Annotated in this window: 12 protein-coding genes and 2 tRNA genes; 12 read left to right on the top strand and 2 right to left on the bottom strand. The window is 62.7% G+C overall.

Annotated elements, in window-relative coordinates:
- From dnaA to ACPJW8_RS00060, 12 genes are all read left to right on the top strand, one after another.
- Nucleotides 1-1422: a chromosomal replication initiator protein DnaA gene (dnaA, locus tag ACPJW8_RS00005; protein WP_330188918.1), complete on the top strand. Its 1422-nt coding sequence runs from the start codon at nt 1-3 to the stop codon at nt 1420-1422.
- A gap of 447 nt (nt 1423-1869) precedes the next feature.
- On the top strand, nt 1870-2994 hold the full coding sequence (gene dnaN, locus ACPJW8_RS00010) for a DNA polymerase III subunit beta (RefSeq protein ID WP_330188919.1): 1125 nt from the start codon (nt 1870-1872) through the stop codon (nt 2992-2994).
- 97 nt (nt 2995-3091) lie between these two features.
- Nucleotides 3092-3976: a phosphogluconate dehydrogenase (NAD(+)-dependent, decarboxylating) gene (gnd, locus tag ACPJW8_RS00015; protein WP_330188920.1), complete on the top strand. Its 885-nt coding sequence runs from the start codon at nt 3092-3094 to the stop codon at nt 3974-3976.
- Between the two features lie 64 nt (nt 3977-4040).
- On the top strand, nt 4041-5258 hold the full coding sequence (gene recF / locus ACPJW8_RS00020) for a DNA replication/repair protein RecF (protein ID WP_330188921.1): 1218 nt from the start codon (nt 4041-4043) through the stop codon (nt 5256-5258).
- Entirely contained in the window at nt 5245-5799 is a 555-nt protein-coding gene (locus ACPJW8_RS00025; RefSeq protein ID WP_330188922.1) for a DUF721 domain-containing protein, read from the top strand. Before recF ends, ACPJW8_RS00025 begins: the two co-directional genes overlap by 14 nt.
- A 372-nt stretch (nt 5800-6171) precedes the next feature.
- A complete protein-coding gene (gyrB, locus tag ACPJW8_RS00030; protein ID WP_330188923.1) occupies nt 6172-8271 on the top strand; it encodes a DNA topoisomerase (ATP-hydrolyzing) subunit B in 2100 nt (699 codons plus the stop codon).
- 58 nt (nt 8272-8329) lie between these two features.
- A complete protein-coding gene (gyrA, locus tag ACPJW8_RS00035) occupies nt 8330-11008 on the top strand; it encodes a DNA gyrase subunit A (RefSeq protein ID WP_330188924.1) in 2679 nt (892 codons plus the stop codon).
- Entirely contained in the window at nt 11005-11661 is a 657-nt protein-coding gene (locus ACPJW8_RS00040) for a DUF3566 domain-containing protein (protein ID WP_330188925.1), read from the top strand. Before gyrA ends, ACPJW8_RS00040 begins: the two co-directional genes overlap by 4 nt.
- A 77-nt stretch (nt 11662-11738) precedes the next feature.
- Nucleotides 11739-11812, top strand: a tRNA-Ile gene (locus ACPJW8_RS00045).
- Nucleotides 11813-11847: 35 nt separating this feature from the next.
- Complete coding sequence (locus ACPJW8_RS00050) at nt 11848-11964, top strand: DLW-39 family protein (protein ID WP_330188926.1); 117 nt, start codon at nt 11848-11850, stop codon at nt 11962-11964.
- 72 nt (nt 11965-12036) lie between these two features.
- A tRNA-Ala gene (locus tag ACPJW8_RS00055) sits at nt 12037-12112 on the top strand.
- Between the two features lie 69 nt (nt 12113-12181).
- Nucleotides 12182-13141 (top strand): DMT family transporter, encoded by a 960-nt coding sequence (locus tag ACPJW8_RS00060; protein ID WP_330188927.1) that lies wholly within the window; start codon nt 12182-12184, stop codon nt 13139-13141.
- Here the strand turns inward: ACPJW8_RS00060 and ACPJW8_RS00065 are convergent, their stop codons facing one another.
- Both ACPJW8_RS00065 and ACPJW8_RS00070 read right to left on the bottom strand, forming a co-directional pair.
- Nucleotides 13142-14017 (bottom strand): glycosyltransferase family 2 protein, encoded by an 876-nt coding sequence (locus ACPJW8_RS00065; RefSeq protein WP_330188928.1) that lies wholly within the window; start codon nt 14015-14017, stop codon nt 13142-13144.
- A 150-nt stretch (nt 14018-14167) separates the two neighbouring features.
- Nucleotides 14168-15034 (bottom strand): hypothetical protein, encoded by an 867-nt coding sequence (locus ACPJW8_RS00070; RefSeq protein ID WP_330188929.1) that lies wholly within the window; start codon nt 15032-15034, stop codon nt 14168-14170.
- Nucleotides 15035-15103 lie beyond the last annotated feature (69 nt).

The raw sequence follows: 15103 nt of genomic DNA on the forward strand, positions 1-15103 counted from the left end.
ATGACCGTTGACGAAGCCAACCACGCCAATACTGTTGGAAGTTCGTGGCGGCGGGTGGTCAGCCTCCTGGAACAAGACGATCGGGTTTCCCCCCGGCAGCGTGGCTTCGTCATCCTCGCCCAGGCGCAAGGGCTGATCGGATCAACCCTGCTCGTTGCGGTTCCCAACGAACTCACCCGCGAAGTCCTCCAGACCCAGGTCAAGGAAGCACTGGACGACGCCCTGCACAACGTTTTCTCTGAAGACATCCGCTGCGCGATCGACGTGGACACTGACCTGGTTCCCCTGCACGCAGAGCCGGAGCCCGTCGTCGAACCTTCCTACTCCGGCGACCAGCTGATCGAACAGAAGCCGCAGCCCATGCTGCCCAGCACCTCACACGAGTTTGGCCGGCTGAACCCGAAGTACGTCTTTGACACCTTCGTTATTGGATCATCCAACCGGTTTGCCCACGCGGCCGCTGTTGCAGTGGCTGAAGCTCCGGCGAAGGCCTACAACCCGCTGTTCATCTACGGCGACTCCGGGCTGGGCAAAACGCACCTCCTGCACGCCATTGGCCACTATGCACGCCGGCTGTACAGCGGAATCCGCGTCCGCTACGTCAACTCGGAAGAGTTCACCAACGACTTCATCAACTCCATCCGGGATGACGAAGGCGCCAGCTTCAAGACCACGTACCGCAACGTCGATGTGCTGCTAATTGACGACATCCAGTTCCTGGCGGGCAAGGACCGGACGCTGGAGGAGTTCTTCCACACGTTCAACTCGCTGCACAACAACAACAAGCAGGTGGTCATCACCTCGGACCAGCCTCCCAAGCTGCTGGCCGGATTCGAGGACCGCATGAAGTCCCGCTTCGAGTGGGGCCTCCTGACGGACATCCAGCCGCCTGAACTGGAAACCCGAATCGCGATTCTCCGCAAAAAGGCGCTCAGCGAAGGTTTGTCCGCTCCCGACGACGCCCTGGAGTACATCGCGTCCAAGATTTCCAGCAACATCCGTGAACTTGAGGGTGCATTGATCCGCGTCACGGCGTTCGCCAGCCTCAACCGGCAGCCCGTGGATGTTGCCTTGGCCGAGATGGTGTTGAAGGACCTGATTACCGACGACGGCGCCCAGGAAATCACGTCCGCGCAGATCCTCACGCAGACGGCCGACTACTTCAAGCTCAGCATGGAGGAGCTCTGCAGCAAGTCCCGCACCCGGACCCTGGTGACCGCCCGGCAGATCGCCATGTACCTGTGCCGGGAGCTGACGGACATGTCGCTTCCCAAGATCGGCCAGGAGCTTGGCGGCCGCGATCACACCACAGTGATCCACGCGGACCGCAAGATCCGGGAACTGATGGCAGAGCGCCGTGTGATTTACAACCAGGTGACCGAGCTGACCAACCGCATCAAACAGCAGCAGCGCGACTCCTGATCCTCCGCACTCATACCTTATTAACAGGCGCATGTGGATAAGCCTGTGGAAACTTAAGGGGACAACTGCGGTTAATGGGCTTAAAACCCTTAAGCCGTCTGTGGATCGCCGATTTCCGCAAAAATCTTGTCCCCATCCACAGCCTGTTTAAAACACAGCCCACCCACAGTGGGTGAACAGGGCTTAACCCCGGATTCCTGCCGCGGGATCGAGTTATCCACAGTTTCCACAGGGGTTATTAACACTACTAATCCCAAGAAATTGAAATCCCTCAAACAACAACCAGGTTTCCAGGCCGTCCCAGGCGTTCCGGAAGTGATGGTCCAGGGACCTTCCACCAGCTCCAACGGGCCCCAGGCCTCCGGCCGGGGATGGGAGAATCACAAGATCTCGGGCTAAGCTGTCAGCAGTTCAGACGACAGCAGCAATGAAAGGCGGCACCCTTCCGTGAAGTTCAGAGTCGAACGGGATGTCCTGGCAGAAGCCGTCACCTGGACAGCCCGGTCGTTGTCTCCTCGGCCGCCCGTGCCGGTTTTGTCCGGGCTGCTTCTCAAAGCCGAATCCGGAACGGTCAGCCTTTCGAGCTTTGACTACGAAACCTCCGCGCGGCTTGAGATTCCGGCAGACATCAGCACCGAAGGCACCATCCTGGTTTCCGGACGCCTTCTCGCTGACATTTGCCGCAGCCTGCCCTCCGCCCCGGTTGATGTCGAGACTGACGGCAACAAAGTCACGCTCACCTGCCGTCGAAGCAGCTTCCACCTGGCCACGATGCCCGAAGCCGAATACCCGGCATTGCCTTCACTGCCTGCATTGAGCGGCACCGTAGCCGGCGATTCGTTCGCCCAGGCCGTGTCACAGGTGATCATTGCCGCAAGCCGTGATGACACACTGCCCATCCTCACCGGTGTGCGCATGGAGATCGAAGATGACCTGATCACGCTCCTCGCCACGGACCGGTACCGCCTGGCCATGCGTGAACTTCCCTGGAAGCCTGTCACTCCGGGCATTTCCACCAGTGCCCTGGTCAAGGCCAAAACGCTGAACGAAGTTGCCAAGACGCTGGGCAACAGCGGGGACATCAACCTGGCGATTTCCAATGACGACAGCCGGCTCATCGGTTTCGAAAGCGGCGGCCGCACCACCACGTCGCTGCTTGTGGATGGCGATTACCCCAAGATCCGTTCGCTGTTCCCGGATTCGACGCCGATCCACGCCACTGTGCAGACCCAGGAACTTGTCGAAGCGGTCCGGCGTGTATCCCTGGTCGCAGAGCGCAACACTCCGGTCCGCCTGGCGTTCACTGAAGGTCAGCTGCACCTCGACGCCGGCACCGGCGAAGATGCGCAGGCCTCCGAAGAGCTCGAAGCACAGCTTTCCGGAGATGACATCACCGTTGCCTTCAACCCGCATTACCTGGTTGAAGGCCTGAGTGTCATTGAAACCAAGTTTGTCCGTTTCTCCTTCACCACTGCGCCGAAGCCGGCCATGATCACCGCCCAAGCTGACGCCGACGGTGAAGACCAAAGTGACTACCGCTACCTCGTAATGCCCGTCCGCCTCCCCAACTGAGTAGCATTTGTTGCCGTTATGGACCCCCTAAACGGCATCTAATGCGACCTAGTTGGGCGGGTCCCACTCTCAACCAGCGCAGAAAAGAGTTCACACCGTGCACATCGGACTGATCGGCCTTGGAAAAATGGGTTTCAACATGCGCGAACGGCTGCGCAAGGGTGGAATCGAAGTCACCGGATTCGACCGGAACCCAGAGGTCAGCGATGTTGCTTCCGTGGACGAGCTCCTGGCAGCAGTTCCTTCACCACGGCTGATCTGGGTGATGGTCCCCTCCGGAGCCATCACCGATGCCGTGATCACGGAACTTGGCGAGAAACTCACCTCTGGCGACTTGGTGATCGACGGCGGAAACTCACGGTTCACTGAGGACCAGAAGCACGGTGAGGTACTTGCCGCCAAGGGCATCCGCTTCGCTGACTGCGGTGTTTCCGGTGGCGTCTGGGGCCTCCAGAACGGTTACGGCCTGATGGCCGGCGGCGACGCAGCGGACATCGAACGTGCCATGCCTGTCTTCGATGCCCTCCGTCCGGAGGGTGAACGCGCGGACAGCTTCATCCACGTCGGCGGAGTCGGTGCCGGCCACTACGCCAAAATGGTCCACAACGGCATCGAATACGGACTCATGCAGGCCTACGCCGAGGGCTATGAACTGCTGGCGGCGAAGGACATCATCAAGGACCTTCCCGGTACGTTCCGTGCCTGGCAGAAGGGAACAGTTGTCCGTTCCTGGCTGTTGGACCTGATGGTGAAGGCCTTGGACGAGGATCCGGGCCTTGAATCGATCGACGATTACGTTGAAGATTCCGGGGAAGGCCGCTGGACTGTTGAGGAAGCGATCGCCAATGCTGTTCCGGCCCCGGCCATCACGGCTGCGCTGTTTGCCCGTTTCTCCTCCCGCGAGGACAACTCACCGGCCATGAAGATGGTCTCCGCCCTGCGTAACCAGTTCGGCGGCCACGCCACCCGCCCGGCAAAATAACCACCAGACCCCGCTCCGCGAATCCACCCATGGAGCACCACCTTTCGGGAATTTCGAAGCCACCGTGTACGTAGAGCATCTTTCGTTGACCGACTTCCGCAGCTATGCCCAGGTGGACCTGAAGCTTGGCCCTGGTGTGACGGTGCTGGTGGGTTCCAACGGGATCGGCAAGACGAACCTGATGGAGGCGCTGGGGTACCTGGCTACCCTGAGCTCGCACCGGGTCAGTTCCGATGGTCCCTTGCTGCGTTTCGGCACTGAGCGGGCTTTGGTCCGAGCCAGGCTGGTCCGCGGTGAACAGTCCACTGTGCTGGAGCTCGAAATCAATGCCGGTCGGGCCAACCGGGCGCGGATCAACCGCAGCAATCCGGTCCGGGCGCGGGACATCCTGGGGATCTGCCAGACGGTCCTGTTCGCTCCCGAGGACCTGGCGTTGGTGAAGGGTGACCCGTCACATCGGCGCCGTTTCCTTGACGAGCTGCTGGTCAGCCTCCTCCCGCGGCATGCCGCCACCCGCAGCGACTATGACCGCGTCCTGAAGCAACGCAATGCCCTCCTGAAATCCGCACGGACCGGAAAATTCACTGCCGGGCACGAGGCCACCCTGGATGTCTGGGACCAGCACATGGCACGGGCCGGCGCTGAGCTGCTGCATGCGCGGCTGGATCTGGTGGAGCGGTTGCGCCCGCATCTGGCGCGCGCCTACGAGCAGTTGACCGATGCCTCCAAACCGGCTGACGCCATCTACCGTTCAACGCTGCAGAACATGATGGACGACGACGGCCTGCCCGCCGGGGCCGGTAGCGGAACCACTGGCGCGGATCCGACCGGTGGTGGCAGCGAAGGCGATGACCTCCGGAAACTGAGCGTTGACCAGCTCACCGACCGCTATGTGGCAGCCTTTGCCGCGGCACGTCCGCGAGAGAGGGAACGCGGAATTTCCCTGGTGGGGCCGCACCGCGATGAGCTGGAGCTGGTCCTGGGCCAGGCCCCTGCCAAGGGTTATGCCTCGCATGGCGAGACCTGGTCCATGTGCCTGTCCCTCCGGCTCGCCTCCTATTACGTGATGATGGACGATTCCCGTGCTGCAGGATCCGCTCCCATCCTGATCCTTGACGACGTTTTTGCCGAGCTTGATGTGCAGCGGCGGCGTAAACTGGCCGCCATAGTCTCCGGTGCCGAACAGGTGCTGGTGACGGCCGCCGTCGACGCCGATATCCCGGAAGAACTGGCCGGGCGCCGGGTGGCGGTCATTCCGGGAGGAATCGATGAGCAAGGATAAGGGCCTGCAGCCTGGCCGCGATCCGGACGACATTGATGCGCCGCAGGCCGCGCTGAACCGGATGCGCGAAGCCGCCGCAGCGCGCGGCGAAATCCGGCGTGCCGCGCCCAGGAAGTCCGGGACCACCAAGCAGCCAGGTCCCCGCAGCGCCGGGACCCGCGGATTCAGCCAGTTCCACAACACGGGGCGTGATCCGCTGGGCCTGGGAAAAGTGGTGGGCCGCCTGGTCGCGGAGCGTGGCTGGACATCCCCGGTGGCTGTGGGCTCCGTCATGGCACAGTGGCCGGCCTTGGTGGGGCCGGAAATTTCCGCGCACTGCACGCCCGAAAGCTTTGACAACACCACCCTGCATGTCCGCTGCGATTCCACGGCATGGGCCACACAGCTGCGGTTGCTCAGCCACAGCCTCCTGGAGAAGTTCCGGACCGAACTCGGCGACGGCGTCGTCACCAGCATCCACGTCCTGGGCCCGGCCGCACCCACCTGGCGAAAAGGCGGGCGGAGCGTCAACGGCCGCGGCCCCCGGGATACTTACGGGTAACCACACCCGCCGCGAACTCTTGTGTATTCGCCAAACGGCGTGTAGGGGCGTCAGGGGCCCGGAGGGCGTATAGGAACCCAAAGACGGTACCGCGAGGGCCGCCTAGGCGGGGTCTCTGGCCTCGCATCGGCATATTAGCTGTTGGACGAGCCCTCTGAATGCAAGATTCCGGGCCACTTCACGATAGAATCTGTAGAGAAAACTGGGCGCCGGTAAAACGTTGACGAGTCCGTTTTTCCGGCTGCATAACGCAGACGGAAAATGGAGCTGCGTGAGGGTTGGCCTGCGCCGGTGGTTTGTGCCCGTCGGCTGTTCCCTCCTCTGGAGCTGGTGCTGCCGGCCATATCGAATACAGAGGAGTCGAAAGCGCCTGTGGCTAACGACAATGCAGAAATTCAGGCAGTGGAGCCCGGAAACGGGGCGGAGCGGACGCCGGACACCCCGGATACACCAGTAAAAACCGAAGCTTCCCCGCGTGAATACGGTGCCAGCGACATCACCGTCCTGGAAGGCCTCGAAGCTGTCCGGAAACGCCCGGGCATGTACATCGGTTCCACCGGACCCCGCGGCCTGCACCACCTGGTGTATGAAGTGGTGGACAACTCCGTAGACGAAGCCCTGGCAGGTTACTGCAGCCACATCGAGGTTGTCCTGCAGGCCGACGGCGGCGTGAAAGTGGTTGATGACGGCCGCGGTATCCCCGTGGACATGCACCCCACCGAGCACAAGCCCACCGTCGAAGTCGTGATGACCATCCTGCACGCCGGCGGCAAGTTCGGCGGCGGCGGGTATGCCGTGTCCGGTGGTCTGCACGGCGTGGGTATCTCCGTAGTTAACGCCCTCTCCAGCCGGGTTGATACCGAAATCCGCAGGCAGGGCCACGTCTGGCGCATGCAGTTCGCCGACGGCGGCAAGCCCCAGGGCGGCCTGGTCAAGGGCGAGGAAACCGACGCTACCGGCACCACCCAGGTGTTCTACCCTGATGCCGGTATTTTTGAGTCCACAGAGTTCGACTTCGAAACCCTGCGCGCACGGTTCCAGCAGATGGCGTTCCTGAACAAGGGACTGCGCATCACCCTGACCGACGAACGCGTCGCAGAGAATGACACGGAGGACGAAGACCTCGACCTCGATGCTGTCCCCACTGAGGGTGAAATCGAAGCCGGCCACCGCACGGTCGTTTACCAGTACGACGACGGCCTGCTGGACTACGTAAAGCACCTGAATTCAGGCAAGAAGGTGGAAGTTGTCCACGAGGACGTCATCGCCTTCGAAACCGAGGACACCGATCGCAAGATTGCCCTCGAGATGGCCATGCAGTGGACCAGCGCATACTCCGAGAGCGTGCACACCTACGCCAACACCATCAACACCCACGAGGGCGGAACGCACGAAGAGGGTTTCCGCGCCGCACTCACCTCCTTGATCAACCGGTACGCCCGGGAGAAGAGCATCATCAAGGAAAAAGAGGACAACCTCACCGGTGACGACATCCGTGAAGGCCTCACCGCCGTCATCTCCGTCAAGCTGGCCGAACCCCAGTTCGAAGGCCAGACCAAGACCAAACTTGGCAACTCAGAGGTCAAGGGATTTGTGCAGCGTGTGGTGACGGACCAGCTGGGTGACTGGCTGGAGCGCAACCCGGGCCCGGCCCGCGACGTGATCCGCAAGGCGATTTCCGCCGCCCAGGCCCGCATGGCTGCACGGAAGGCCCGCGACAACGCGCGCCGCAAGAGCCCGCTGGAATCGTTTGGTATGCCGGGAAAGCTGTCCGACTGCTCCTCCAAGGACGCCGCCCGCTGCGAGGTCTACATCGTGGAGGGTGACTCCGCCGGTGGTTCCGCCAAGCGCGGCCGCAACCCGGAGACCCAGGCCATCCTGCCATTGCGTGGAAAAATCCTGAACGTTGAGCGTGCCCGTCTGGACAAGGCACTGGGCAACGCCGAGGTCCAGTCCATGATCACGGCGTTCGGAACCGGCATTGGCGAGGACTTCGACCTCAGCAAGCTCCGGTACCACAAGATCGTTCTGATGGCTGATGCCGACGTCGATGGCCAGCACATCACCACGCTGCTGATGACGCTCCTCTTCCGCTACATGCGCCCGCTGATCGAAAACGGCTACGTCTACCTGGCACAGCCGCCGCTGTACAGGATCAAGTGGTCCAACGCCCCGCACGATTACGTGTACAGCGACCGCGAACGCGATGCCAAGCTGCTGGCCGGCCAGGCCGCTGGCCAGCGCATCCCCAAGGACAACGGCATCCAGCGCTACAAGGGTCTGGGCGAGATGGACTACACCGAGCTGTGGGACACCACCATGGACCCGGACCACCGCACCCTCCTGCAGGTCACCATGGATGACGCCCTGGCTGCAGACCAGATCTTCTCCGTGCTGATGGGCGAGGACGTCGAATCCCGCAGGAACTTCATTCAGCAGAACGCCAAGGACGTCAGATTCCTGGATATCTAAGGGCTTAGGCCGCGGATATTCCATGAACGACATATACCTGAAACGGAACATATAGAACATGAGCGACGAAACTCCCGAGACTCCGGACGAGTCTGCTGACATGCCCGACGTCGTCCTTGAGGGCGATGTCCTGATTGACCGTGTGGAGCAGGTGGACCTGCAGACGGAAATGCAGCGGTCCTACCTGGACTATGCCATGGCCGTTATTGTGGGCCGCGCGCTGCCGGACGTCCGCGATGGCCTCAAGCCCGTGCACCGCCGTGTGCTGTACGCGATGTTCGACGGCGGCTACCGGCCGGACCGCTCCTTCAACAAGTGCGCACGCGTTGTTGGCGAAGTCATGGGCCAGTACCACCCGCACGGCGACACCGCGATCTACGACGCCCTGGTGCGCCTGATCCAGGACTGGACCATGCGTTACCCGCTGGCCCTGGGCCAGGGAAACTTCGGTTCGCCCGGCAACGACGGCGCTGCGGCCCCGCGTTACACCGAAACCAAGATGGCCCCGCTGGCCATGGAGATGGTCCGCGACATCGACGAGGAAACCGTCGACTTCCAGGACAACTACGACGGCAAGAACCAGGAACCCACCATCCTGCCGGCACGGTTCCCCAACCTGCTGGTCAACGGTTCCTCGGGCATCGCCGTTGGCATGGCCACGAACATTCCGCCGCACAACCTGCGCGAAGTGGCCGACGGCGTCCAGTGGTACCTGAAGAACCCCACCGCCAGCCGTGAGGAGCTCCTCGAGGAACTCCTGCTGCGCATCAAGGGACCCGATTTCCCCACCGGCGCCACCATCCTGGGCCATAAGGGCATCGAGGACGCGTACCGCACTGGCCGCGGCTCCGTGACCATGCGCGCGGTCGTCAACGTCGAGGAACTCCAGGGCCGCACCTGCCTGGTGGTCACCGAACTGCCGTACCAGGCCAACCCGGACAACCTGGCAGTGAAGATCGCCGAGCTGGTCAAGGACGCCAAGATCCAGGGCATCGCTGACCTCCGCGATGAAACGTCAGGCCGCACCGGCCAGCGCCTGGTGATTGTGCTCAAGCGCGATGCCGTGGCCAAGGTGGTCCTGAACAACCTCTACAAGCACACCGAGCTGCAGAGCAACTTCTCCGCCAATATGCTGGCAATCGTCGACGGCGTGCCCCGCACCCTGAGCCTGGATGCGTTTATCCGGCACTGGGTCACGCACCAGATGGACGTTATTGCCCGGCGTACGCGGTACCGCCTGCGCAAGGCCGAGGAAGAAGCGCACATCCTCCGCGCGCTGCTCAAGGCCCTGGACATGCTGGATGAAGTCATTGCCCTCATCCGCGCCTCCAACACCACGGAAGCGGCCCGCGACGGCCTCATGGAACTGCTGGACATCGACGAGCTTCAGGCCCGCGCCATCCTGGACATGCAGCTCCGGCGCCTGGCTGCCCTGGAACGCCAGAAAATCCAGGACAAGCATGCGGAACTGGAAGCGGCCATTGCGGAATACAACGCAATCCTCGCCTCGGAAGAACGCCAGCGTGAAATCATCTCCGTTGAACTGGGCGAGATCGTCGCCAAGCATGGCGATGACCGCCGCACCAGGATCCTCATGGGCTACGACGGCGACATGTCAGTCGAGGACCTCATTCCCGAAGAGGAAATGGTGGTCACCATTACCCGCGGCGGCTACGTCAAGCGCACCCGCAGCGACAACTACCGTTCACAGCAGCGCGGCGGCAAGGGCATCAAGGGCGCGCAGCTGCGCGGGGACGACGTCGTCGAGCACTTCTTCGTCACCACCACCCACCACTGGCTGCTGTTCTTCACCAACCTGGGCCGGGTCTACCGTGCCAAGGCGTACGAACTGGCGGAGGCCGGCCGCGACGCCAAGGGCCAGCACGTTGCGAACCTGCTGGCGTTCCAGCCGGACGAGCACATCGCCCAGGTCCTGGACCTGAAGGACTACCAGCAGGCTCCCTACCTGGTCCTCGCCACCAAGCGCGGCCTGGTCAAGAAGACCCGGCTGGAAGACTACGACACCAACCGTTCCGCGGGCGTGATTGCCATCAACCTGCGCGACGGCGACGAACTGGTCTCTGCGCAGCTGGTTTCCGAAACCGACGATCTTATGCTGGTGTCCCGGATGGGCCAGTCCATCCGGTTCACCGCCACCGACGACGCCCTGCGCCCCATGGGCCGTGCGACGTCCGGCGTTACCGGCATGAAGTTCCGTGAGGACGACGAACTCCTGGCAGCGGATGTGGTGAAGGACGGCTCGTTCGTCTTCGTCGTCACCGAGGGCGGCTACGCCAAGCGCACTGCTGTGGAGGAGTACCGGCTGCAGGGCCGCGGCGGCCTGGGCATCAAGGTGGGCAAGTACCAGGAAGAGCGTGGACACCTGGTGGGTGCCCTGATTGTCCAGGAGGAAGACGAGGTCCTGGTGGTCATGGAAGGCGGCAAGGTAGTGCGTTCTTCGGTGACCGGAGTCCCCGCTAAGGGCCGCGACACCATGGGCGTTATTTTCGCCAAGCCGGACAAGAATGACCGCATTATCGAGGTGGCACGTAACAGCGAACGTGGCCTCGAGAGCGAAGAATCCGCTGACGATGACGTAACGTTGGCTGAAGAAGCCGGTTCCTCCGAGGAATCCGCAGAGTCAGCATCACCTGCACCATCTGCATCCGGGGACGAGTCCACGGAGGCATCGGAGGATGCTGAGCCGAACGAAGACAACACCGGAGGTAACGAGTGAGTAATTCCGACTCATTTCCCAAAACCGGCAGCAATACTCCAGGGCCAGCCGGGCGACCAGCCCAGGCCCCGCGGGTAAACGCACCGGCACGCCCGCCCCAGCAGCCTGCTGCCGCCCCGCGCCAGTCGGCGCCGGCGGGACAGCGTCCCCCGCAGGGCAGCCCTGCAGCGGGAGCACGCCCCGCAACCCGCCCGGTTGCGGGCCAGCGTCCAGGCCAGCCGGCAGGCCAGCGTCCCCTTCAGGGAACGCAGGGCACCCCCGGCCTGGTGAAGCCGGCTCCCAAGGCCAAGGTCCGCCGCGCACGCCTGCTGGTAAGCAAAGTCGATCCCTGGTCCGTACTGAAAATGTCCTTCCTCCTCTCGGTTGCCCTGGGCATCGTGACGGTAGTGGCGGCAATCGTCCTGTGGACCGTCCTGGACCTCACCGGCATCTTCGACCAGGTGGACAGCCTGCTGGGCACCCTGTCGGGTACCGAAGGCGGCGGCTTCGAGTTGAAGAAGTTCGCGTCCCTGGGCCAGGTGGCCTCCTTTGCCACCATCATCGCCGTCGTGAATGTGGTGCTGCTGACCGCACTGTCCATGCTTTCTGCGGTGCTGTACAACATCTCCGCCACCCTGGTTGGCGGCATCGGCGTCACCCTCACTGACGACTGAAATCCCCGGATTTGCCCCGATTTGAGATCGGGCCGGGATGTGCTGTAAAGTCATATCTCGGCCCGCAGGGGCATTGGGGGCGTATAGCTCAGGCGGTTAGAGCGCTTCGCTGATAACGAAGAGGTCCCAGGTTCAAGTCCTGGTACGCCCACGGAACTGTGCAGGTTCAAGTGGAACGGGGTGCATGTGAAGAAGTTGCTGGTTATTGCAGCTGCGATCGCAGGCGTCCTGGTTTACAAGAAAGCACAGGAATCCGAGGCCCGGAAGACGGCATGGAGCCAGGCAACCGACAAGGTTGACTGACCCGGCCAGCCGGCAGGAAGAGTGGCAAAAGCCACGCGAATGCCGGTGTATGATTGACGGGTTGCTTCTTATGGGGGCATGGCGCAATTGGTAGCGCACCTGCTTTGCAAGCAGGGGGTTCGGGGTTCGAGTCCCCGTGCCTCCACCATAAGGAAGGTCCCGGACAGTGAAAACTGTCCGGGACTTTTTGCTTTAACCCGGGCACTACTGTTGGACTGTGAACTTTTTGCTTGCGGCCGTTGGGGTCCTCGGAGTTGCCTCCTCGGGGCCGCTGATTGCAGCCACACTTGGTGCCACTACAGTCAGCGCACTGGCCATCGCTTTTTGGCGTAACGCCATTGGTGCAGTTGTTATGGCAGCGCCAACGGCCCTCAGGGAACCACGGCGGTTTGGAGCCATCACAGCCCAGGAGTTCCGCTGGTCGGCGTTGGCCGCCGTCGCGCTTGCCCTGCACTTCGCCTGCTTCATCACCTCCCTGCAGCTGACGTCCGTGGCTGCGGCGACGGCTCTGGTCTGCCTGCAATCCGCGTGGATTGCCATCTTCGCGCTGATGCGGGGCACGCGGTTCCGCTGGCAGGTGCCTGCAGGGCTGGGCCTGGCCTTCGGCGGCGTTGTGGCCATTACCGGTTTTGACATGGGAACGTCTCCGGACGCGCTGCTGGGAGACCTGCTGGCCGTGGCGGGCGGCGCACTGGCCGGCCTGTACACCCTGGCCGGAGGGAAAGCCCGGCAAACGATGACCACTGGGACATACACGGCGCTGTGCTACGGAATGTGTGCGGCGCTGGTGGCTGTGATGGCCCTGTTGTTCGGCCAGCCGCTGGGTGGCTTCGAGGCTTCCGGGTGGCTGGGAATCATCGCCATTACCGTCTGCGCGCAACTGGTGGGCCACACGGCGTTCAACCACCTGCTGGCGACCATGAGCCCCTTGCTGGTCTCCATGATCATCCTGCTGGAGATCCCCGGGGCCGCCATGCTGGCTGCAGTGTTCCTGGACGAGACACTTCCCGCGGGCACCTACGCGGGGCTTGCCCTGATCATGGTGGGCCTGGCCGTGCTGGTGCTGGGCCAGAAGTGGAACAAGACAGGAAGAACAGCAAGAACAGGAAGAACAGGAAGGCACGACGACGGCGGACCGGACGTACCCAAACCGCTCGCCGAGCTGGGAACTGACTGACTACTGCCCGCCGCGCCGGCCTGCCTGGGCTGTGTTGACGGTATGGATGGCGCGGAGCAGCTTCGCGGGGAAATACACCGAGAAGAACACCACCATGGGCGCCTTCAGCGCCATCTTCTTGACGTTGTGGGCCTTGTAGGTGCGGTCGAAGCGGGTGACGTAGTAGCGGTAGTCGCGGGGTGAGTCCTCCAGGCGCCGGGCAGACATTCCGGACACCATGGTGGGCCAGTACTGGACCTTCAGTTCATGTTCGGCCAAGTGCAGCGAGAGATCTATGTCCTCATGCATCTCGTCCCGTTCGTCCAGGCAGGTCTCATCCCGGATGGTTTCCCAGGCGGAACGTCGGAGCGCCATGTTGGAACCAAAGAGGAAGTGGTACTGGTGCTTTGCCAGCTTCAGCATCAGCTGGCGCATTTTGTCGTCCGCCTTGAGCCCGAACCGGCGCATTGGCATGTCGTAGTAGACCACGGGACCGGTGGCCGCTTGGGTGCTGGGGTCCTCAAATGCCCGCTGCACCTGTTCCACCCAGTCCGGTTCCACGACGGAGTCGGCATCGATCCGGCCCAGGACGTCGCCCGTGGCATGGTTCAGCCCGAAGTTCCTGGTGGGAATCAGCCCCTGGTCCCGGTCCTGGCTGAGCAGGATGATGGGGCTCTCCGGATATTCGTCCTGCATTTGCCGGACGATGGCGGCCGTGCGGTCCTTGGACATGTTGTCCACCACGATGATCTCGTGGGCAGGCACGGACTGGTAGATTGCCGCGATGAGGCACTGCCGGATGACGGATTCCTCGTTGTATGCCGGAATGACAAGGGAAACGCGCGGGTACTGGGCTTGATCGTTCAAGGCGTCCTCGTCGGATCTGTCGGCTGGCATCACCATCAATCTAGCACCGTGGGACAACCCCATGGCATCCGCAGGGGCCGGACCGGTGAACAACGGGCAAAACAAAAGGAGGAGCCCGGGTGGGCTCCTCCTCCTGCGGACGCTGCCGAGGGTCATGCGGCCCGTCGGGGCCGTGATGACTTACTTGGCGGCGTCTGAGTTATGGATGTTGGAAGCAATGTTCTTGACGGCCGTCTTGGCGTCCGTAGCAACCTTCGCTGCGTCTTCCTTGGCGTCCTCGGCGACATGCTTTGCCTTGTCCGATGCTTCCTCGGAGGCAGGTTCGGTGGCGACACCGGACGCGGTGGTTTCAGCGGCGGAATCTGTTGCGGTAGCCCCTGTGGCCGGAACCGGTGCGGGAGTGACCGGTGATGGCGTCTTCCACGGATCCTCCACGGGACGTGATGCCTTCCAGGCTGCGACGCCGGCGGTGACAGCAGCGGCGATGATCGCAAAGACCAGGAAACCACGCTTCTTCTTGGGCTTCTCCGGCTGCAGCTGCGCGGCAACGGCCTGGGCCTGTTCCTTGACGCTGTGGACCACGGCGGAATCGGAGAGCCTTTGCGCCACGGAATCCACCTTGGCAGGGGCGCCTTCAAGCGTGCGGTGAACGGCTTCGGAAGCCTGGCCGATTCCATCCGACAACTTGGGCAGGTATTCCACCACTACGCGGTCGCGGGCGTTCAGGATGACCGGGGTGGCCTTGTCCAGTGCTTCGTGCAGGCGCGGAGTGGCACCTTCGACGGCGTCGTTAATACGGGGCGCCAGGTGAGCCAGGCCGTCCTGAAGCTTGGGCGTTACCGTTGCCACGCCGTCGGCAAGGTTATGGGCGGCTGACTTCAGCCCCTCCTGGATCCTGGGCGAAGCTGTATCGATTCCCTGCTGCAGGCGGGGCACGGCCCAATCCACTGCGGCCTCGACGCGGGGGGTGGCCCAGTCCCTGGCATTTTCAACTGCGCTGGAAACCGAGTGCTCAAGGTCACGCGCAATACGATCCGTTTTCTTCACAACTACCTCCCGATTAATGTGACGGTTCTGTTGTTAGCCTACGTCGATTGGATGCCACCGGCTATTCTT

The sequence above is a fragment of the Pseudarthrobacter sp. J47 genome (assembly GCF_049810315.1).
GTDB lineage: Bacteria > Actinomycetota > Actinomycetes > Actinomycetales > Micrococcaceae > Arthrobacter.